Origin of the sequence: Rubinisphaera italica, assembly GCF_007859715.1 — a bacterium.
GTDB lineage: Bacteria > Planctomycetota > Planctomycetia > Planctomycetales > Planctomycetaceae > Rubinisphaera > Rubinisphaera italica.
This window is the reverse complement of the sequence record NZ_SJPG01000001.1, coordinates 6,305,606-6,327,551: the sequence shown is the minus strand read 5'-3', so window position 1 is coordinate 6,327,551 and position 21,946 is coordinate 6,305,606. Positions and strand designations below refer to the sequence as shown.

The window sequence follows — 21,946 nt, the reverse complement described above, 5'->3', positions numbered from 1 at the left end:
AGCGTTTAATTTCCATCTCAATCGCATCAGCACATCGATTTTGCCTGAACATCTTCTGATACAGTTTGAAGAGTGTATGTTAGACTGGGCAATCGTGACTGTGCAGTGATCGCAGTGGCTGAAAACTGAAATTATCGGTTCACGTATTTCGATCCTCAAAATCGAATTCAGATCTGCTGGCGAATTAAATACTTTTCGAGCAAACTTTGTATTTTCAAAGTTATGATGATACAACAAATTTAATTGTGCATAGTGACCGGTTCATAACTGACTTACAAATGGAGAGTCAATTGACTCCCCTTCAAACTCAATCTTCAACTGAATTCAACTTGAACAGGTGTTAAGGATTTCCATTGTCTGGATCAAAACAATTACACGAGAGTTGCGACGGAGTTGGTTTTTGGATTGTGAGCACTGCCCATGCATTCCGCCAGGCACTCGAATGCCAACTAACACACAAAGGGATCACCTTTCGACAGTGGGAAGTTCTTTCGCTACTCAGTAAGGACGGTGAACAGCCGCAGTCGGACCTGGCAGATAAGATGGGGCTTGAGGCTCAAACACTTGCTGGAATCATCGCCCGTATGGAACGCGATGGTTGGCTGCAACGAAAAGGCTGTTGTTCGGATCGCCGTCGGAAACTGATCAGTGCAACCGCTAAAGCGAAGAAAATTCAGCAGGAAATGCACGAATGCTGCGAACTGGTTCGAAATCAGGCTGTTCAGGGCCTTGGGCAGAAGGAACTTCTCGAACTAAAACGTGTTTGCGAATTGATGCGGAATAATTTAGCTGGTGACTGCCCAGAACCGAACTTGATTCCAAAAATCGCAGAAACCATACATACCCAAACGCCATGCAAAACTTTTCCCCTGGATGAAGATACGCACATCAGTATGGACGATACGATTGCTCCGACCAACTCGATCCGCTCTCGAAAGCCTTAAGACGAGCAATACGACTGCATTACAGATTCACACAGATGTCAAAAAGCCTCCGAACAAAAACGTGTCCGGAGGCTTTCATCATTCTGGTAATTACTTTCGATGATTATTCAGCTGAAGACGAAGACTGACGTCGCGTTGGATTACGACGGCGATCTCGCAAACGAGAGGGCCCCGCATCCATCTGCATCATCATTTCCATTTCCATCGCAGCGCTGTCTTCACCGTCCAGTAATGCATCGAGCCCACTGGCTTCAGACATCTTCTTAGAGGCATCTTTAAGATCATTAAAAGGCACCTTTTCTGCCTGATAATATTCATCGTAACGAACACGAGTTCCTTCAGTGGAGAGCTTGTCGAGAATCTTCAGATTTCCAGAGGAATCAACCACCAGCACCTCAGGGACCACACCAACATCTCCCCTGGTGAGTGTTTTTGGCAGAGTTAAATCCTTGTGCAAATTGTAGTCGAGTTTATTGATAACAAGTGCATCGACAATCAAATCGTCTGTCTTGAATTCAACATCTTCTTCCACTTCATAGGTCATCTCGGCAGGGCGTAACACGTGAGTCTTTGACATGCCACCAATGTAATCGCCTGGTTCCATCGAGAGATTTCCTTTAATCATCGTTCCCGAGTCGTACCATTGGAAGATCTCCATATTGGTAATTTCATTGGAAATGCCACGAGGTGGTGAAACATTACGAACAAAGTAGGCATAATCTGGGGACACCACGGCGACGTCACTCGGCTCACTAAAGGGTGTATCTCGCACCGCGCCTTGAGCGACTGAAGGATCAACCACCTGGTCGATGGGGACATCGTAGTTTGGATTGCTCAAGACTAGACTGACGCGATATCGGTAGGCTTTGCCTGCTTCAATGTCAAAATCGATATAGCGGAATAAGACGAGGTTCCCGGCTGCAGAGACTTGCGCTTTGATTTTCTCAATCAGTTTTTTACGAATCTCTGCGGAAGTCCCTTTAAACTCGGTTTCAAAAACTCGATTCAACTGTCGAGTATCTGTTTCACTCAGATATTCCTGTTGCATGGAAGTCGTATCGAGTTGAACCTTGTTAAATCCTTTTTGGACAGCCACTTGCTTAATTTTCTTGTTGTTTTTGAGATGCTCTTCGAGGATTTTGCGATTCAGTGTTTCCTCGTATTCCAGTTCTTCAGATGAGAGTTCAAAATTCTTTACACTGGGATGATTCACTTTATTGCGCCATACACCCATCAGGCGAGCTGGAAGGGGCATCGTGATGACGGGATTCCTCACTCCGGCAGAGACGACATCAGCATCGTAATCGATCGTTTGATTCAAGTAGTCCATGGCAACTTGAATATCGACCGGTTCCCAATCTCCCCAAGGCCCTTCAGAAGAATCCGCCTTTTGACGTTCGAGTTTGAAATCCATGAAGCGAACCAGTTTTTCCGCTTCCGGTTCTGGAATGCTGAGAGCTTTCGAATAATTGGAAACCTGCTTACGCAAGTCGAAAATTCCTCTCACTGAGACATAGCGAACCGGAACACCTTTGACATTGGATGGCAAAGACATGCCGCTACCATATTCTCCGCCCATTTCCGCATCATAATCGACAACCATCTCGTCGTAGTCACTAGAGACGGAATACTCTTCGTAGTAATCTCCCCCCGCATAAGGATTGGCGGCATCGCCAGCCATTTCTGGCCGAGCAGTCGGGCGAGATGCGATATCGTCCAAACCAAGATCGTCTTCCGGTTTGGTCTCGACGGGTTCTGGTTCCGCGTCAGACATTTCTGTTTCAGGAGTGACGGTCGTACTCTGTGCCAGAATGGTGCGGCCGGCATCGGCTTTCATTGCCGCGACCATCACGAATTCAGGTTCGCGGCGAGGATCATCACTTCCTGTTGGTGGATACATGAATTCTGCATCCCAACGATACGGGCTGTCCGTAATCCCAACCAGCATCTCTTCGACCTGCTCGTCCACTTCAACGGGAGGGAACTTAGCCCGTTCCTCTTCATTCCAGGTCGAATTTGTAATAAGTTTGTCAGCTTCATCCAATTTCTGTTCGAGTAGTCCTGGGGGCTTGGAATAAGTGGACCACTGTGTTCCCGCCAGAGTGAGAACCACAAACAGGCAGACCAGACCAAAGACGACCTTTTCGGTGTGTTTGAGCGCGAAGTGTTTGATGCCATCGACTGAAAGCATTGATTTGATATTGGCCATGTCCGACTCCTTTTCTGTGTTAGTTCGAGTCGATCGAGTTTAAAATTCGGTATTGAAAGCAGGCTTAACGGTACAGCCATCAAGTCTCTGGATTATTCTAAAGGGAGTGGTTCGAGTTCATCGGGATTCGCGACAGGCTTGGCTGCCGGAGTTGCTGGTGTCGAATCATCGAGTGGTGTTTCCGGAAGTTCTATGGAATCTGGTGACTCAGGAATTTCCAGATCATCTGGCTTTTCGATCATGACATCATCTGCATCTGCAGGCTTGAGCTCGTCAGCAGGTTCAGTGGTAATTGATTCTGGAGTTCCGATCGGTTCCTCAGGAGTGGCCGTTGGAACTGCAGCTGGTGCAGTTGAGGTCTCCGATTTCGTTTCGACAGGTTCAACGGGATTGTAAATGTAGATCGTGCCACAAATGGCAACCTTGGCCAAACTTGGCCCTGTAACTGCTGCTTTTGCAAGCAACTGGTTTTCTGGAGTTCCCCCGGTCAATCCAACTGCTCCCGCACCACCGGGGTCACCTTCACTATAATTGAATTCATCGGTATTGGGCATCGGATTACCTGCAAAAGGATTCCCGCCGGACTCTGGGCCATCCTCGTAATTCGTCGCACCCAGTAAGGTCGAAGATGCACCCGCCTGAGCAATCTGGACACGATTGATTGTGACTGGCCAGTCTCCATTGGAAAGCTGGACTAAAAATTCTGGTAACCGTTGGTGTTCAATGATTGCTTCGAGATAAAATCCACGTTTCTTGAAAACGGTTCCCTCTTTATAATCGATATAACGCCCTTGCTCATCTCCGAATTCTTCAGCCGGGTCAAACGTAACGGAACTGGCCCCTACATTCATTGTCTGATTATTGTTCAATGGATTTCCCTCAAGACCCATTTCTGTATACATTTCCTCCATGTTGTAATCGCCTTCTGGTCCCATTCCCGAATCGCCACTCGGTTCGGCATCGGGATAATCTCCCGGTCCTCCAACCAGCATGATTGTCGTAATGCTTCGGACAAGTGAGTCGGTGATAATCGAGGCATCTGAATTAGCGCGTCGAATCGATTTGAAAAGTGATTCAAGCAACCAGAGGTCTTCCTGAGCTTCCCAGATTTCTGTGGTCGTCGGAGGCAAATCACCAAAAACTTCTTTGGGGACCAGCGATTCCGGGAATATCACAGTTCCTTTTCCAGTCACAGGATCAAACGCATCGATCTGCTTCCAGACCGAAGTCACGTCGATATTGTAACCATTGCGATAAATGACGCGGGCTTTGGAAGGGATGTCACCAAAGTAGGAAGTCGGTCTCAAATCTCGATTGATACGATTGGGCCAGGTCATCATTTTTTGCTGACGACGCCAGAGTTCGTATTGCTCCTGTTGATTTTTTTCTTCGACAACTTCGGCAATCTTGTTGACGCCTTCACTCCAGGATTGATTGGGCTGTGCGGATTTGGGCACTTGTTGAAAGGCTCCGTCGATATCCTTAATCTTCTTTTCTCGTTCCGCATTAAATTGCCCGACTGCAGGCCACCAGCCAATCAGAGGGAGAATAAGGACCAGTCCCAGAATGATCCAGAAGTGGTGATCGATAATCGGTTTCAATTTGTCCATGATGAAACTCTTTTATTCTGCAGAACGTGGTTGAGTAATGAAGTGTGCCAATTTGATCGTACTAATAGCGAATTAACTATTCGCTGGTTGTTTCTGTGTTTTCCGTTGAAGTCTCTGCATTTTCAGATTCCTCTGAAGCAACTTTCAGAGGATCGTCTTCCAGACGCTCTTCTTCAGGAATGGGCTTCCAGATAAACTGAATCTGAAATTGAGTCCGGTGTACCTCGCGGAACTCCATGTTTCGCTTACCCTGACCAGGTTGTCCGTCATTGTATTCATATTCCTGCATAGAAGGATCAGCGGGAAACGCCTCCGGCATCGGTTCATTAAAATCTCCCCGAGGCCTGTTGGTCGGATTGACAACATTAAAACGGGGATCTTTCCGGGCGTTACTTGCCCGTTGAGCCAGATCGACGACCTCCTGTTTCGCATACAGAACTATCGGATTCGTGATTCCCATTTTACGGACATCAACCCGATCCCCATCCTCCTGCTTGAATGTCCAGGTTTGCAGATTCGGAATCACACGATCGAGCAGATAATTAATTCCCTGATCGGTTTCGGGTTTATCGGGGATGTGATGGTAGTGTTCCCCGTTGAGAGTGAAGATATAGCCTTCACCTTCAGGAGCCGGCTGAGCCTGCAAGCCGCGATCCACGGCTGCTTCATCGCTAAGGGATTTATAACTATCACTAATCCCTTCGTACCAGGCCGCCAGATCATCCGACTTCTCGGCTGTGATTGACTTAATCAGCACGCGGTTACGATATTCGATGTTGTCTTCATCCAAAGCCTGACCGATATCCCGGGGCATACATTCATTGATCGACTTGTAGAACTCCAGCCAGATCGTATCTTTCATCCCCTCAACTAGAGTTTTGCCGACGGACTTGGCAGAATCATATCGCCCGGTTGCGGCGCTGTAAGAACTTTGATATCCGCCCCATGTGGATTGCAGATCGCCCGATTTTTTTAACGCTTTATCCCAGGGGGATGAATGCACAACCCGCCAGGCATTCGCCGTTCCAATTGTGGAAAGTGCCAACCCCGTCAATAACGTAGCTGCGGTAATGGCCGCCCACGGCTTTTTACGACGAATTTCTCGCGCTCTCGCAATTTCCGGTGGCAGGAGGTTTGTTCCCATTCGGGAAAGCCCCATCGCCTGAATCGCCAGACCATAGGCTACAGTAAACGACATGATGTTCTCTTTGAACAGCTGTGCTTCCAGAACCGATGTCCCCGCCAACTGTTTGAACTCCTCGGCTCGCTCAACCGGCAGTTCCAGGTTCTGTTCCAGGAACTTCTGCAACCCAGCCATGCGAAATCCGTTACCGCAACCGATCACCTTTTTGATTTCCGCACCCTGAGAAACACTACTGAAATACCCCAGAGAGCGTTGCACTTCAGAAAGATAATCGTTGAAGACGGGCTTCAATGCCTGGAATACCGCTTTTGGATCCGGTGATTTTGTCGCATTGCACTTGAGATGCTCAGCTTTTGCGAACGTCAGCTTCATCTCTTTCGTCAGTGCACGCGTGAAGTGATTACCGCCAATGGGGATATTGCGAATCCAGATTTTCGCGCCATCGGTCACCATGATCGTCGATTGATCGGACCCCATATCGAGCACGGCTGTTTGTTCTTCTTCGACAGGTGCCCCTTCGCCATCCGGACGAATGGAAAGTCGATCGTAAGCCAGGAAACTGTACAGCGCAACCGGAGCGATCTGCATCAACTCGATTTCAACTTTGTTCGTCTGGAACGGGTGCAACTGATGCATCACCTGATCACGCTTCATCGCAAAAATTCCGACTTCGGAATCAATCACAAATCCACCTGCTTCTTCACCGCCTCCCATCTGCTGAAAATCCCAGATGACATCCTCAAGTGGGAAGGGAATCTGCTGCTTGGCTTCGTACTTGACAATCTCCTTCACCTTGCCGGCTTCAACAGGAGGCAACTGAATGAATCGAGCCAGTGAAGACTGCGCAGGCAAGCCGATGGCGACAATGTCGTCTTGAACTTTGTTGCGAGAGAGAAACTTCGTGATCGCTTCGGCAATCAGCTCATCAGGAATCGCGTCTGGCTGACTGAGAATTTTCGCATGGGGAATGTAGTCAAACCCAACCGCCACCACCTGATGCGCGGCTTCTGCATAGCGGAGCTTGAGTGCTTTCAGTCCAGCCTGACCGATTTCAATTCCCCAAACTGATTTAGTTTCCGGCATGATCGTCCTCATCTTGATGTGTCGAAACGAAATTCATCAACTCAAGTGATGCAATTCCGATTGAACTCTTTTTCAGGCAACGCAGAAATGCAGGTGCCATGAAATGATTATATTTTAATTGTAATGAGCCCGTACGTGAATCTCTGTACGAATTATTGATTTCAAATTTAAGTCGATTTCAAGAAGTCGAATTGCTGAACGCAGGAATGGAAAACCAGTTTCGACTTCTCAACCCGAGACAAGGGCTTCTAAAATTATACGCTGCTCACAACGGTTCGTAAATAAAATAAGCCAATACAATTGGTTGAAAAACAGGATCGACACCTATGAACGGAATAACAGACGATTCCTGAGAAACCGGTATTCGAGGTTTTCGATGCTTATTGATTATAACCCGTATCAACCTACCGAATTCAGCCTCAGATTATCTTTAGACGCGATTTTCTTCCCGATTGTTCCCGGAAGAAAGAATATTTTTCATTTCCTGGATTATTCGTCCCATCTGCTGCGATTGACTGATCGCCTGGCATACTGCAATTCGAGAGATGCCTGCCTGAGCGACTTCCTCGACATTCTCCTGTCCAATTCCCCCAATTGCAAAAACGGGAATCGAAATTTCTGCCGCCATTTGCCTGAGAAATTCCAGCCCTGCAAACTCGGAGAAGGATTTTGTTTCCGAAAGAAACGTCGGACCTGCTCCCACATAATCGGCTCCTGCAGCAACTGCTTCCCGAGCCTGTTCCATATTGTGTGTCGAAATCCCAATCAACTTTTGCGGCCCAAGTAACTTGCGGACATCCCCATAGCAGAGTTCTTCCTGACCGACATGCACTCCATCGGCATCGCACAGCAAAGCGATATCTGGTCGATCATTAATTATCAGCAGCGTCGACGAATGACGGGTGGCGTCCCGTAACCACCGGGCCCGGGCGAGCAGCTCCCGATCATCGAGTTCTTTTTCCCGCAACTGAATCACATCCACTCCCAGAGTGATCGCCTGCTCAGCTGTCGTCTGCCAGTTCAATACACACGTTTTTTCAGTCAGCAGAAAGTAGACACTCGCCTGACCGATTCGAGCTTTCCTCTGATTTTCCAACAGAAGTTCCTGTTCAAAGCCATAAAACCGATAGCGAAGTTGCTCAAAGCCACGAGCCGCAGTTGTGGAGATCAACTTGGAATACTCTTCCAATGTCCGCAAAGATTCTTCCACTCGTTTGCAGTTTGCCGCAACCACATCCAGTAGAGATGCTCTCACATTTTCAGCAGCCGTACTAATAGCCGTCCCGATATCACCCGCCGTATCCCGATTCTGCAGCAGCTGCTCAGGATCAAGCTCCTTCCAGTAATTACGAAAATCATGTCGGAGTTGTTTGAGATCCGAGCTGAGAGATTCCTCATTACGATGAAACCGAACATAATCCTCAATAATCCGCAACCCTTCCCGACACCGATTGGCCGCAGCATCCAGAATCCGAAAGACAGAACGGGATTCCAGAGTGGGTAAGTCTTGAGAAATAGATTCTTCAGTCATAAGCAATTGATAGCAAAGTAAAATATGTTGAATCAGTAGACTCTCTAAAATCCGTGAATATCCGTGTCCATCCGTGGTTCAAAACTTGCTAAAAAACAGTTCACTTATCGTCCCTTCCGTGCAACAGCGAATTTCTTCTCGTGAAACTTCATGATCTCCATTCCCCGCTTCTCATAAATGACTTTCGCGCTGTGGGGAGCTTCAGGGACGATCACTTTCGAATAGGGGATCTTTAGGGAATCGAGAAATTCCATGTAGGCCAGATTGTTCTCGTAATTGAAACCTTTTGTGCCGACGTGAATCAGAATGTTCAACTTCGGCTCAGGGGATTTCGCATATTCCCGAGCCAGATCCCAAGTGTTGTAGCCGGGAGTGAATCGTAAATGGGGATTCTCGTAACCATCATTTTCGCTGATTTTCTTCTCGGTTTCATATCCGCCCCCACCCGGTGCAGCGGAGATAAACAACTCGGGATGCTTGAACATGATGCGAGCGGTGCCGCGACCACCTTGCGAAAACCCTTCCAGTCCCCGCCCTTCTCTTTTGGCAATCGTGCGATATTTGCCATCGACATGCGGAATCAATTCCTTGATGAACACATCCTCGCCCATCGCCTGTTCGCGATCCGGCATGTTGTAATGACTGACAGGACCGCCATTGACGAACACATAAATCATCGGAGCGACTTTCCCGGAACTGATCTGCTCATCAATCAGAGGCACCAACCCAATACTCTTCAGTTCACTCCCCGGTCGTCCTCCGTGCAAATAGTAAACGACTGGAAAACGCTCTGCTGACTGTTGCGATTCGCTGTAAGCTTCCGGCAGGTAAATACAATAGCCAACTTCCCGTTTCATAGACGAGCTAACGAACGTCGCATGTTCAAGTCGATCCGATTTGAAGCGTTCGGGCAGGGGATTCACCCATTGGAATGCCTGAGCAGCCGGTTTCTTCTTTTGCTGCGCCTCGCAATTCTGAGCACACAAACCAACCATCAACACGATCAGCGTTGTCAGACTCAATTTAGACCATTTCATAGTTGCCACCCTAGCTTCATTGTAAGATCCATCCGTGTAAATCTGTATCCATCCGTGGTTCAATATTACCTGCCAAAGATCATCGTAAGTTTCCCATAACTCACCCGGCTTAACAATCCCGACGGTGGAATTCAGTCAGATCACTCAGCGTTTATTCTTCCACCAAGGTTGCCTGTCTCGCCTCATTTCACAATACTGAAGGCAGAAAAGAACGTCAAAAAATACAGGAGACCTGAGCAGGTGGTTTCTGCTCTGGGAGACGGATTATTCCCCATCAGGATTCGGATTCATGAAGATCGTCCAGTTTCTGGAACATCACCATATCAAACTCAACCCATTCTCACAGGAAGACGCGAGTACCGATCACGTCTTTTCGCAGCACTGTGTGACCGGAGTCCATCATCCCGGCTGGGATAAAATTTATGGACACCCCGAACACCCTTCGACTTCGGTCGTGTTCGGCGAAAAAGGAAGCGGAAAAACTGCACTTCGCATTCAAATGCGGAACGAATTGCGGGAGTTCAACCGCACAAACAGCGACAAGCGCTCGTTCATTATCGAGTATGACGATTTCAATCCGTATCTTGATAATTTCCGAGAAAGGATGCACGGACGGAATCGCCAACCGGAAAAAATGCTACGAAAATGGCGATTGTGGGACCACATGGATGCCATTCTCGTGCTCGGCGTCACCAAGCTGACCGATCGCATTCTCAATGCGAAAAACGAATCCGACCCCGCCAGTTCGATTTCCAACGATGCACTTCAAGGTCTTTCTAAAAACGAACGGCGCGACCTCTTATTACTGGCTGCGTTTTACGATCGCTCGTTTGATGAATCTCCCATTCGGCGCTGGTCGGCTTTGCGTCGAAAATTGAAATACAACACCCTGACCAGCTGGAAACAGATTACGATTGGCGCCTTGGTCACAGCGATTGTACTCGGGTTCAGTTTCTGGCAAGACCTGTTTCCTAATTATTTAAAGTGGATCATCATCGCCATCGTGGCTGGCTGGGCTCCCTTACTGTGGAAGCAGTTCCGGCTCGCATGGTGGTCGTGGGATGTTTCGCGTCAGATCCGTGTAATCGATCGTCTGCCCAATTCATTGCGAAGAATTCTAGGCCGCTTTCCCGGACAAGACATTCTCGGCCAGCCGATTCCAAGTCGAAATCGCAGTGATGACCGCTACGAACTACTGGGCAAGTTTCAGTCAGTCCTGAAAACACTTGGCTTTCAACACATTGTTGTGCTGATGGACCGTGTTGATGAGCCTCATTTGATCAACGGCTCTGCCGAGCGGATGAAAGATCTCGTCTGGCCCATGTTCGACAACAAATTCCTCAAACACCCCGGCTTCGGCTTCAAAATGCTGCTCCCAGCCGACATGGCTCCTTACCTGCAAAAGCAGGGCCGCGACTTCTACGAAAAGAGCAGACTCGACAAGCAGAATCTGATTCTCTCACTCGCCTGGAGTGGACAGTCCCTTTACGACATGACCAGCGATCGTATCAAAGCCTGCTCGGAAGACCCAAATAATCCCGCCACCGTACAGGACCTGTTCGACGAGTCGGCTTCGCGAGATATGCTCGTCGACACCTTCTCCCGCTTACGCGTCCCCCGGCATCTCTTCAAGTTTCTGCATCGGCTCATGCTTGATCATTGCAGCAAATACACCGATGATGAACCCAACTGGAAAATCGGTCGCGATACCGTCCAGACAACTCTCGCTCTGTACCTGAAAGATCTCGAATCCTTCGACCGTGGTGCGGGGACGATCTAGCTGTAGGTCAGGCTGTGCCTGAAGAAATAAGGGTGGAATTACAATATACGGATCGTATTTATTCTCATGAACAAATCAATCATCCGTTAATATTCGTGTCCATCCGTGGTTCAAAAAACACAAAGCTCCATCATTCTCTACCAAGGCGGACATCCATGAGCAGTTTCAATCGTCGACACTTTCTGTCAACCTCAGCCGCTTCGCTGGCTGGAGCATCCTTTTTAAGTGGTGCCAGTGGAACTGCAGTTTCATATGCAAAAGAGTTATCCAGCGACGTGACTAAGAAATTTCGCTACTGCTTCAACACCAGCTGTGTCCGTAAATCCAAGCTGCCTTTGCCAGAGTTAGTCGAACTGGTGTCCTCGGCTGGATACGATGGAATTGAACCCTGGATCGGTGAGATAGAAACCTTTCAGAAGTCAGGTGGCAACCTTAAAGATTTACGCAAGCAATTGGACGATTGTGGCCTGCAGGTCGAATCAGCAATCGGCTTTCCTAACTGGGGCGTTGATGACGACAAGAAGCGAGCAGGTGCATTCGAGCAAGCAAAACGGGAAATGGATTTGGTTCGTTCACTCGGCAGCAAACGCATTGCCGCTCCTCCTGCTGGAATCAACGGCAGTAACTCGAATTTGGTTGACCTGAATCTATTGGCCAAACGCTATTCCGATCTGCTTGACCTGGGCGTTTCGATGGAAGTGATTCCTCAGCTGGAAATCTGGGGATCCGCAAAAAACCTTTCACACATTGCACAAGCCGCTTACGTGGCGGTAGCTGCCAATCATCCTCGGGCTGCCATTTTGCCGGATGTGTATCACCTCTACCGCGGTGGATCCGACTTCCATGGACTCCGACTGCTTTCCGGTGAGGCGATCAACATTTTCCACATGAACGATTACCCATCGTCACCTCCTCGCGAAGAAACTCGCGATTCCGATCGCGTTTATCCGGGTGACGGCGTCGCTCCACTCGATTTGATTCTGCAATCCCTCAACAGCATCGGCTTCAAAGGAGTGCTCTCGCTGGAACTCTTCAACGACACCTATTATCAGCAACCCCCAGCAGAAGTGATTGCCACAGGTCTGGAAAAGATGAAAGCCTCGGTCGCGAAGGCACTTGCTTAACGGTTATTACATGGGTGGCTGGGGTCGTAGCGAAGCGAAGCCCCCAAGATCATCGAATATTCTGGGTGCTCACTGCGCTCGACCCCAGCCACCCTCCAACCTATTTCAAAAACGTAGCCAGATCCCAAATGATGGCCGTTTCATCCTGACTCCCCGTGGCCAGAAATTTGCCATCTGAGGAAACCGCGACCGCCGTGATCTTTCCGGCATGCGGTTCCGACTTGATGAGCACTTCTCCAGTCGAGAGCGTCCAGCCAATCAACTCGTTCTTCTCTTTGTATCGACCTCCACTCCCGCTGAAAATGACATCCTGATTGAGAACCGTTGTGATGCAATTGACCGGGCGGGCGTGCTGTTTGAAGATGCCAGTCTGAATCCCATCTATAACCGATGTGACAATGATCGACTCATCGAAGGAGCCTGACAACACAGATTTTCCATCGTTTGTCGCTGCCAGCGATGCGACTGCCGATTTATGAATCACGTGCGACTTCTTTTCCTGAAATGATTCAAGATCGATTATCGCCACCGAACCAGGCCGCGTGACCCGAGTTTCATCCCCAAGCCCAATTGCAGCCCATTTTATAGCAGGATCGACTGCCAGAGAGGTAATTGGCTCGTCATACTCAAGAGATTCCGCCAGACTCCAGACGTCATCGGTTAACTTCCACAAGGCAACTGTCCCATCGTCGGCGGCAGTCAACAGTTGTTGATCGGAAAGGAAATTCGCACCGGACACCTGACCGCGGTGATGTTTGAGTTGGGCAAGTTGCGAATAATCCTCTGTGTTGAAGAGCGTCACTTTCTGATAATGTCCTGCGGCGAGCAGTTTGCCGTCGGGGGAATCGGCGATACTGGTGATATAGCCACTCAATTTGTCGAGCTTCTGCAAAGTCTCTGCTGACTCAATCGAGACCACCTGCAACTGGCCGTAAGTCCCCAGATAGAGTGATTGATTGTCGACGGAAAACCGAAGAGCGGAAACGGTTCCCGTGGCTTGACTGATTGTTTTGAGAGGAGTGAGCGGCTCTGCAGCTGTTAGAAAACCGACAGAGAAAAAGCAGTTCAATAGTGACAGAAACAAAATGACAATCTGGCAGTGATTCAGTACAGATTTCACAGGAGCATATCCCATCAAGAGTTAGCTGGGCGGATATCACAGTCGAAATCCATTCTAAAGGCAGAAACTATTATTGAACAGGTGAGAGTCTTTACGTGATCCAATCGGAACAAAAAAAGCTCCCCGTAAATAATTACGGGGAGCTTCAGTTTCATGAAAAAGAGTCCGCTTTATTTGCCTGCGTTAATCGGAACTCGGACCGGCAAAGCTGCCTTTGATTTTGGGATCGAGACAGTCAGCACGCCGTTTTTAACGGAAGCGGACAAGGCTGTCGAATCGACATCTTCGGGAAGTCGGAAAACGCGTTCGTAATGCCGTTGATCAGATTCATTATAAACCTTCTCAAAGCCTTCCGGCTGATAGAGATGAGCAGTTCCGGTAATGGTCAACACATTCTTTTCAACGGTGATCTCCGCAGTCGATTCATCAATTCCCGGCATGTCGACCTGCAGCAGGAATCCGGTTTCGGTTTCCCGAATATCGGTTCGCGGGCGTGTCGCTGCCCGATGTGTTGCTTCAGGCACTTCATGTGTTGAGCAGCAACGATCAGATTGTGTGTTTGTGATTTGGGTTTGGTCTGACATTTTCGTCACTCCTTACAATATTGCTTTTGTAAACAAAAAACCTAATGTTAAGTCAAACAGGCATCGCGATTATCGCGATTGCACTTCAATCCGTTGTGGGCCTTCTTCTTCAAGTCCCACGATCTTCAATTCCAGAATCCCTCTCTCGTAAACAGCTGCCGTCTGAGAGGCATCGATTTTGAATGGAAGTTCCAGTTCACGATTCAGGCGACCAAAAGGTCGTTCGCTTTTAAGAACTGTTCCTTCGTCGCTTTCTGATTGCTGACGCTCTGCAGATATCTTGACGCGATCATCCTGCACATCAATCGAGATGTTCTCCAGCTCTGCGCCGGGCAGTTCAATCCGGATAATCCATTCGCGCTCTTTTTGCCAGACGTTCATCGAGAGAGCACCCTGACTCGCCATCAGTCCGTTTCGAAACTCGACCAGAGAGTTGTTCAATTCATGTTGAAGACGCTGAATTGACAGTGGCACCTGTGATTTCAATGGTTTTACATATGTACCGATCATTTCGTATCTCCTTTTTATTAAATCTTTTTTTAGCCCTCGTCGATGGAGGGAGTACTTTGAGGTGGTGCACATCGTGTGCCAATTGACATGGCAACCTGGGGATTGACGCGTAACTTATTACATAACAATCACTTAAGAGTCTTTTGTCGCATGTTGACAATTAATGCCCGGCCACAACAGTGCCATTATGGCACCTTTTGCGAGGTAGCCGAAACGTGCCATTGTGGCATCCTGTTAATGCTTGACGGTTACGTAGAAAATCCGTGGGACTTACCACTCTGACCATCACAATAGAGGGGAAGATCTTCAGAGAGGCCGGCTCGGATTACGATCTGATAGATAAGAATGGACTTCGATTCAGCCAGGGAAGGCTTGCGCCGGTGTCGCCGTGCGGTCGAATTCTCATCTCAATCTGAAATTCATGATTCTCTGCAAGGTTTTCAATCACCATTTGCTGCTTATTCCGGGGCAAAATTTGCCCGTAAGGTAGCAGGTTCGAGTTGAACAGCTTAGAGAATCTGAAGATAGAATCTGTGTGACCAGGGAAGGTCAGAACTCATGAGTGTTAAATTTGCGGGCTCGCGCAATATCGATGATCGCCGACGTCGCCGGCTGGCCGGTGAAAACGAGGGGCATCCGGAACCGACTCCAGCGATCGCAAAGGCTGGTGGATATTGGAAAATCCATCGCCCCAACGACGAAACCTGCATCGATGCTCGTTCGCCCATCGCCAGTTTGCTTCCCCACGGTCGCGTTCAAGTGATGCTGATTTGCTGTGGATTTCCATTGATAATGGCCTTGGTCGTCTCTGCAATGCAATGGATCACACTACCTGCAGACCATCCGTTGATGGCTTCACTGAACCTGCAAACGGGATTTGCATGGCGTTTTTTCACTGGCTTAATTCTGCTGGCCTGTGCAGGAACCTGCTGGTTGATCAGCTGGTTTCGTTCGGCCAGCGTGCGCGATTTTGATGGATGCTTCAAGTCGTGGTACTGGTCTGGTTGGGTGTTTGCAATTTTCGGAATTGCAGCCGGATGTGAACTGCACACCATTGGGGCTGAACTTCTTGCCAGTTACACACGTATCGAAATCCCGCTCTTAAAATCGTGCCTCTGGATGGTCCTTGCAGCTGCACTGTTGATCGAACCTGCACGTTGTTTCACACGGGAAATGTGGTTTTGCCGTCGAAGTTGGGTCTCTTTTGTAAGCTGCTGTTTTGCGATGTTCTCTTATCTGTATGCGACCTGGTCTCTCCATCAGGAAGATCAATTCCGCTATGCAGAAGCCTGGCAGTTGGTGGCGGCATTAATGTCAATTATGACACCGACCCTGATGTTCTCTGCTCTCATCTCGCAAACACACTATGTGATGTATGTCACTTCTGATCCCGTCAAAAAGCGACAAAGTTGGATCATTCAGGGAATGATTCAAGCCTGCCACAAGAGTGGCTACGGACTTTCCCAAGCGGCTTCAGGTGTCGCTCTCATCGCTAAAAAAGCGGCAGAAAAGAGATACATCTCTGAATCAGCCGAAGAGGCGAAAGATCAGAACTCTCAGCAGACCACTCAGAAGTCGACTCGAAAACAAGTCGTGAAAAAAGTTGAAAAATCGGTGGAGACAGTCTCCAGGAAAACGGTGAAACCACAGGCAAAAACGACTGTTAAAACCGAAGATGCAAGCACAATCACAGAAGCTTCAGAACCAAACGAGGAAAAGGCACCACGGAAAGGACTTTTCTCAGGTGTATTTGGTCGGAAAAAATCGAAATCCATCTCTGAACATGAACAAACCTCTTCAGATGGTGCTGAACCTCAATTAAAAATCGCTGAAGAGACAACTTCCTCACGGGCATCAGTTCAGAAATCGAATACCTCAAAATCGACCTCTGCCAATACGAAAGAGGAATCCTCCGCGAATAAAACGCAGGCAAAACCCCGAATCCGCGTGAAGTCTGAGGCGAATTCTGAACCTGAACAAGCCGTTCAGGAAACGGGTAACAAAAATTCTGCACAACGTGGCAGACAGGCCTCAAAACCCGAGAAGACTGCTGCTAAACCACGTGAGACGGTCTCGATTGACACGTCATATGAAGATGATGATCGATTAGACTCACAGGACCTGAAGGGACTTAGTAAGAAGGAACGCCGCCGATTGCGTAAAATGCATCGGGACCAACAACGCAATAAAGCCGCTTAATCTGTTGCAGGAAGGATGTTTCTTTGCGTAGCCCGTCGGAGTGGTTAAAATGATTTCCTGAGTTGTGGCACTGTGAGCTGCCAGTCTGTCAGAGAATCATTTTATCCTAAAAATCGGGCGGTTCATGTCTGAGAATTCAGTTTCGCTGGGAAAATTCCGTTGCGGTCGCGGCGAGCCATTATTGTTTATTCTGGGGCCATGCGTCATTGAATCTCAGGATTCACTGCTCAATACGGCAGAAGAAATCCGCAAGATTTCTGATGACCTGGGGATCAATGTCGTCTTTAAAGCGAGTTTCGATAAGGCGAACCGGACCAGCATCGACAGTTTTCGAGGTCCCGGCCTTGAAGAAGGATTGCGGATCCTGCAATCAGTCACCGATCAAATCGGCTTCCAGACAACGACCGATATTCATCTCCCGGAACAGGCGGCTCCTGCTGCGAAAGTCTGTCAGATTCTCCAGATTCCAGCTTTTCTGGCCAGGCAAACCGACCTCATTCAAGCGGCAGCCGAGGCGACGCGAGACAATGGCGGTGTGATTAATGTCAAAAAGCCCCAGTTTATCGCTCCAGAGGACATCAAGCATGTTGTCAATAAATGCCGGGAATCTGGGCAGGAGAATGTCTTGTTGACTGAACGGGGGACCACGTTTGGCTATGGACATCTCGTCAACGACATGCAGGCCATACCGCTGATGCAAAGTCTGGGTTGCCCCGTCGTTTTTGATGCCACTCACAGCGTGCAACGTCCCGGCGGGAAGACCACCGGCGGAAATCGGGCGATGGTTCCCTATTTAGCTCGAGCGGCTGTCGCAGCCGGAGCCGATGCCGTATTCATGGAAACCCATCCCGATCCCGAACAATCTCCCAGCGATGGTCCAAACATGATTCCCCTCAAGGATTTGAGGAAAATTCTCCAACAATTGATCGAAATTCGCGTACTGGTCAATGGCTGGGGGAATCTGTAAGTCAGGCTGTGTCTGACGTGATGGACCATTGATAATTATTCTGTCAGGCATTTCCTGACCTACGGACTTTCATCCCAAATTTACTATCACTTTTTTCGAGTTGACACCTGACGATGACAATTTGTCGAATTCAAACTTTGATTTCTTGTACTCTCCTTCTGACGGCAGGGCTGATTTCAGCAGGCTGCAATGGTGGCAATTCCTCTGAAAATTTGGAGAAAAAAGAGGGCAAGAAAGTCGATGCGATCTCTGCTCGAGAGAATCTTGAAAAGCGAAGAATCTGTAAGGCGAATCTCGATAAAGTTTATCAGATCCTGCAGCCAAGTGCAGAGAATATCAACAGCGAGTTGCAAGCTGCAGTGGTGATTCTCAATCAGTGGTTTGGGAGTTGTGCCGACTTGTCGAAGACACAACGAGATGTTGCCAATCCGTTATTCATGCCTCAGACAGAACCGGAGTTTATCGCAAGTTTAAATAGCGATTCGGTATCGCTGGGCGATGTCCTTTATCTCCGCGATCAACTTTTGATTCGGAAAGTTGTTGAGCATGTTGTCCAGAATTCCCCCACGGATCTGGAAAAGATCCGAGCGATCTTTGAGTACACCTGCCGGAACATCACGCTCGATCAACAGTTGATTGATCCTCGACTGGCAGCTACTGATTTGATTACTCAAGAGAGACTCAGCCAACTCGACCCGACAACCATCCCTCGAACATTGCAGGATGTGATTCTGGCGGGGCGGGGATTGCCTCAGGATCGAATCTGGGTGTTTGCAACCCTGCTCGAACAACTCAATCTCGATTCCCTGGTCATGATGCCTCCTGAATCTGCAGATGCAAAAGCGTCTTCACCAGCTATTCTCTTTGTCTTGATTGACGATCAGCTGTTGGCTTTTTGTCCGGAACTGGCGATTGAATTTCAGGCAAATGCTGAGGATGCGAATCAGTTGTGGGCTGCCTCGGCTCTCTCAAAGGATTTTAACTCGCTGTTTAATACTTTTCCGGGTGTGACATTCCCGGAAGGCTCTCCAATTCAACAAATGCAGGCTATTGACTGGAAGACCGCAGACGTTTTTCTGCCTTATGCCATGCTGTCGACTTCTCGAAGAATGGAAGCCTTGCAGATTGAGTTTGCCGGAGAAATGGCCTGCACAATTTATCAACCTCTCGAGGGGGATGATGCAAATGGAGTCGGATTGGGGGAACGGGTTACTTCTCGGCTCAAACCGATTCTGGGGGAGAGGAAGCTGACATTCTGGAGTTATCCGCACAACATGTATCAGCAATCGCTTCTTGCCAGTGAAGAGGCTTTAACACTTCGAGAGCTTTCGCACGCGACATTGATGAAAGAAGTTCGCTCCGTCCGTGCGAATGAAGATCAGAATGAGGAAAAGACTTACAAAGTCAGCATGGAGCGGCAAATGCTCAAGGCGCGCTTGCAACAGTTGCTGGGGAATGAAACAGAAGCCTTGCGAACTTATATTCGCATCCGTTTGCAATTCAGTGTGACAGGCACAGGGGCGGCTGTTCAATTTGAAAACCTGATGCGATTTCTCCAAGCCGAGGATGCCCAGTACTGGAGTGCGATTTCTCAGTATGAAAGTCAGGGCTATCGAGCCGCTGCAGATACGTTACAGAATTATGTCGCCCGCTATCCCAATGGTCGCTGGGCCAATTCTGCTCGCCAACTTCAGGCAGAAGCCCTGGCCAAAAATGACAAGCCTGCAGAAGCAGTGGAAATCCTGAAACAGTCGGAGTTTCCAGCCTCGATGGATGTCCGCAAGGAGATTGATCTTCAACACTGGCAGGCCCCTTAATTATTATCGGCCATTCAACTCACTCGCTTGCGCTTCGTGCTTGTATCTTAATGACGTGACTCTTAAATTTGACTGGATCTACTCATCCATGCAGGTTCATAAAGTTAAGGTCGTCTCATCAAGCAGTTTTTTCTTCGTCAATGGTTTCTGATCACTCTGTTTATTCTGTTGCCGGTCGGAGGTTTGCTGGGGCAGTCGGTGCCGGGATTGAGCGAATCCGTCGGCCAATATGTGAATACCGGCTATCTGGTCTTCTTCATTCTCTTTGGCATGTCCATCACGTTGCCGACGGGGAAACTCTGGGAAACCGCTTCGCAGCCGACATCGATTATACTGGCGATATTAGTCAGCATTGTCATCCTTCCACTCATTACCTGGGGAGTGGTCCTGCTGTTTTCGCTGAAGCCCTTCTCGGCTGGCCTATTAATCATGTCTGCCGTGCCGACGACTCTCGCTTCAGCTGCCGTCTGGACACGAAAAGCGGGCGGGAATGATGCGATCCCTCTTATGGCCACACTTCTGGGAAATGCCTTTTGTTTTCTGACGATCCCCTTCTGGCTCGGACTGACGCTCGGGCAAACTCTGCCCATCGATATCTGGTCTTTAATGTCTCGGCTGTTAATTGTGGCAGTTTTGCCGATGGGGCTGGCTCAGATACTGCGGGCAATACCAGTTGTCGGAAAAAATGCCGATGCTCACAAAGTCTCCATCAGCATGCTTTCGCAGATCGGCATTCTGATCATCATTATGATCAGTGCCATCCGCACCGGTCCGATCTTTCAGGAACAGTCGGGAAATATATCGCTGCAACAGATATCACTGGTCATCGTGTTATGCGGATTCATTCACGGCGTCGGTCTCTGGAGTGGCTGGGGGCTCACACGTCTGCTGCGAGGAAACTGTGAAGATGCAATTGGCGTTGCCTTTTCCGGGAGCCAGAAAACACTGGCCATCGCCATCGATCTAACGACTTCTCCTATTCTCCTCGCGACTGGAATTTCTCCCCTAGCAATTATTCCTCCACTGATTTTTCATGCCCTGCAATTGATTATCGATACGGTCATGATTGCCAAGTTCCGGCAAACATGTTCTGATATCGATGCGAAGACGTCGCCTCAGCCCACACATTCCAATGCTGCCGAATCGATTTCGACAGACTTAAAATGAAAGAAACCAACATGATGAAACCCGAGATTCCACTGAGCATTCTGGCTCTGTTTTTTGTTTTGGCAATTTCCTGGACCGCTCCGGTGCAAGCCAAGGAAATCCCGAAAACCAAAATCCTGATGCTGACTGAAAGCAAGGGATTCACCCACGGCTCGGTACGACGCAATGACGGAAAACTCGCCACCGCCGAAGTTGCCATGATTCAGCTCGGCCAGAAAACCGGTCTGTTTGATGTCGATTGCACTCAGAACAGTGCTGCCGATTTCACGAAGGAGAATCTGGAAAAGTACGATATCGTTATGTTCTATACGACGGGCGAACTGCCGATTGCTCCTGAGGATCGTGACTATTTCATCAACGACTGGTTAAAGCAAAAAGGCCACGGCTTCATCGGTTTCCACTCTGCTGCCGATACCTATCGTACTAATGATCCCAAGAAGAATGAAGAATTCCGCTGGTACTGGGACATGTGCGGCGGCACCTTCAACGGCCATCCCTGGGGAGCTGGCACTACTGTCACCATGACTGTTCACGATCCCGAGCATCCTGTCATGCAACCATTCGGAAAAGTCTTTGTGCATCAGGATGAGATTTATCAGTATGTCAACTGGCAGCCGGAAAAAGTCCGTGTGCTGATGTCTCTCGACATGGCCAACTGCAAACCGAGCAAGCCGTATCATGTGCCGGTTGCCTGGGTGAAAAGCTGGGGCGATGGCAAAGTCTACTTCAACAATCTCGGCCACCGCGACGAAACCTGGACCAACGCAGCCTTTCTCAAATCGGTCGAAAACGCCGTCAAGTGGATGCGAGGCGGACTGGAAGGTTCCACCGAACCCAACCCGGAAGTCTCTGCGGCTGAGGAAGAAAAAGCCAAAGCAGCCGCCAAAGAATAATCATTCAACTCGCAACCACACCCACGCTCGCCGTGGGTATTTTTTTGGGCTGGTCGAGTCCAGATATGTGCTCTATCCCAGAAAATAAACAGGGTACCACTGGCTTTGCCAATGCATCGTGACTTCAGTAATAGTCGTGATTAGTACTGACGAAGCCAGTGGCACACCCACCCGAAGTTTTAGTGGATCAATTCTCTAGTGTGGACATGACAGTTGGGGCCAGTCGT

The 21,946-nt window shown here is 48.9% G+C and carries 16 protein-coding genes; 8 read left to right on the top strand and 8 right to left on the bottom strand.

What is annotated here, in order from left to right; translation table 11 throughout:
• Positions 1-353 precede the first annotated feature (353 nt).
• A complete protein-coding gene (locus Pan54_RS24220) occupies positions 354-944 on the top strand; it encodes a MarR family winged helix-turn-helix transcriptional regulator (RefSeq protein ID WP_146506009.1) in 591 nt (196 codons plus the stop codon).
• Positions 945-1,047: 103 nt separating this feature from the next.
• On the opposite strand, the gene Pan54_RS24215 is transcribed toward Pan54_RS24220, so the two are convergent.
• From Pan54_RS24215 to Pan54_RS24195, 5 genes are all read right to left on the bottom strand, one after another.
• Positions 1,048-3,153, bottom strand: coding sequence for a hypothetical protein (locus Pan54_RS24215; protein WP_146506008.1), 2,106 nt, complete (start codon positions 3,151-3,153; stop codon positions 1,048-1,050).
• Positions 3,154-3,245: 92 nt separating this feature from the next.
• Positions 3,246-4,763 (bottom strand): hypothetical protein, encoded by a 1,518-nt coding sequence (locus Pan54_RS24210; RefSeq protein ID WP_146506007.1) that lies wholly within the window; start codon positions 4,761-4,763, stop codon positions 3,246-3,248.
• 76 nt (positions 4,764-4,839) lie between these two features.
• Entirely contained in the window at positions 4,840-6,990 is a 2,151-nt protein-coding gene (pilM, locus tag Pan54_RS24205; protein WP_146506006.1) for a type IV pilus assembly protein PilM, read from the bottom strand.
• A 430-nt stretch (positions 6,991-7,420) separates the two neighbouring features.
• Positions 7,421-8,521, bottom strand: a complete 1,101-nt coding sequence (locus Pan54_RS24200; RefSeq protein WP_146506005.1) for a thiamine phosphate synthase — start codon at positions 8,519-8,521, stop codon at positions 7,421-7,423.
• Between the two features lie 104 nt (positions 8,522-8,625).
• A complete protein-coding gene (locus Pan54_RS24195; protein WP_146506004.1) occupies positions 8,626-9,558 on the bottom strand; it encodes an alpha/beta hydrolase in 933 nt (310 codons plus the stop codon).
• Positions 9,559-9,847: 289 nt separating this feature from the next.
• Here Pan54_RS24195 and Pan54_RS24190 point away from each other — a divergent pair, with 289 nt between their 5' ends.
• Positions 9,848-11,338: a hypothetical protein gene (locus tag Pan54_RS24190; RefSeq protein WP_146506003.1), complete on the top strand. Its 1,491-nt coding sequence runs from the start codon at positions 9,848-9,850 to the stop codon at positions 11,336-11,338.
• Between the two features lie 155 nt (positions 11,339-11,493).
• On the top strand, positions 11,494-12,462 hold the full coding sequence (locus Pan54_RS24185) for a sugar phosphate isomerase/epimerase family protein (protein WP_146506002.1): 969 nt from the start codon (positions 11,494-11,496) through the stop codon (positions 12,460-12,462).
• Positions 12,463-12,562: 100 nt separating this feature from the next.
• On the opposite strand, the gene Pan54_RS24180 is transcribed toward Pan54_RS24185, so the two are convergent.
• The 3 genes from Pan54_RS24180 to Pan54_RS24170 form a co-directional block, all read right to left on the bottom strand.
• On the bottom strand, positions 12,563-13,582 hold the full coding sequence (locus tag Pan54_RS24180; protein WP_165441955.1) for a WD40 repeat domain-containing protein: 1,020 nt from the start codon (positions 13,580-13,582) through the stop codon (positions 12,563-12,565).
• A 170-nt stretch (positions 13,583-13,752) separates the two neighbouring features.
• Positions 13,753-14,166, bottom strand: coding sequence for an Hsp20/alpha crystallin family protein (locus tag Pan54_RS24175; protein WP_146506000.1), 414 nt, complete (start codon positions 14,164-14,166; stop codon positions 13,753-13,755).
• Positions 14,167-14,235: 69 nt separating this feature from the next.
• On the bottom strand, positions 14,236-14,676 hold the full coding sequence (locus Pan54_RS24170; protein WP_165441954.1) for an Hsp20/alpha crystallin family protein: 441 nt from the start codon (positions 14,674-14,676) through the stop codon (positions 14,236-14,238).
• 558 nt (positions 14,677-15,234) lie between these two features.
• Here Pan54_RS24170 and Pan54_RS24165 point away from each other — a divergent pair.
• The 5 genes from Pan54_RS24165 (at position 15,235) to Pan54_RS24145 (ending at position 21,719) form a co-directional block, all read left to right on the top strand.
• Positions 15,235-16,875: a hypothetical protein gene (locus Pan54_RS24165; RefSeq protein ID WP_146505998.1), complete on the top strand. Its 1,641-nt coding sequence runs from the start codon at positions 15,235-15,237 to the stop codon at positions 16,873-16,875.
• 124 nt (positions 16,876-16,999) lie between these two features.
• The gene (kdsA, locus tag Pan54_RS24160; protein ID WP_146505997.1) at positions 17,000-17,842 is read left to right on the top strand and encodes a 3-deoxy-8-phosphooctulonate synthase; all 843 of its coding nucleotides are present in this window, start codon (positions 17,000-17,002) and stop codon (positions 17,840-17,842) included.
• Positions 17,843-17,955: 113 nt separating this feature from the next.
• The gene (locus Pan54_RS24155) at positions 17,956-19,659 is read left to right on the top strand and encodes a tetratricopeptide repeat protein (protein WP_146505996.1); all 1,704 of its coding nucleotides are present in this window, start codon (positions 17,956-17,958) and stop codon (positions 19,657-19,659) included.
• A 117-nt stretch (positions 19,660-19,776) separates the two neighbouring features.
• The gene (locus tag Pan54_RS24150; RefSeq protein WP_146505995.1) at positions 19,777-20,826 is read left to right on the top strand and encodes a bile acid:sodium symporter family protein; all 1,050 of its coding nucleotides are present in this window, start codon (positions 19,777-19,779) and stop codon (positions 20,824-20,826) included.
• Positions 20,827-20,837: 11 nt separating this feature from the next.
• Complete coding sequence (locus tag Pan54_RS24145; RefSeq protein ID WP_146505994.1) at positions 20,838-21,719, top strand: ThuA domain-containing protein; 882 nt, start codon at positions 20,838-20,840, stop codon at positions 21,717-21,719.
• Positions 21,720-21,946: the final 227 nt, after the last annotated feature.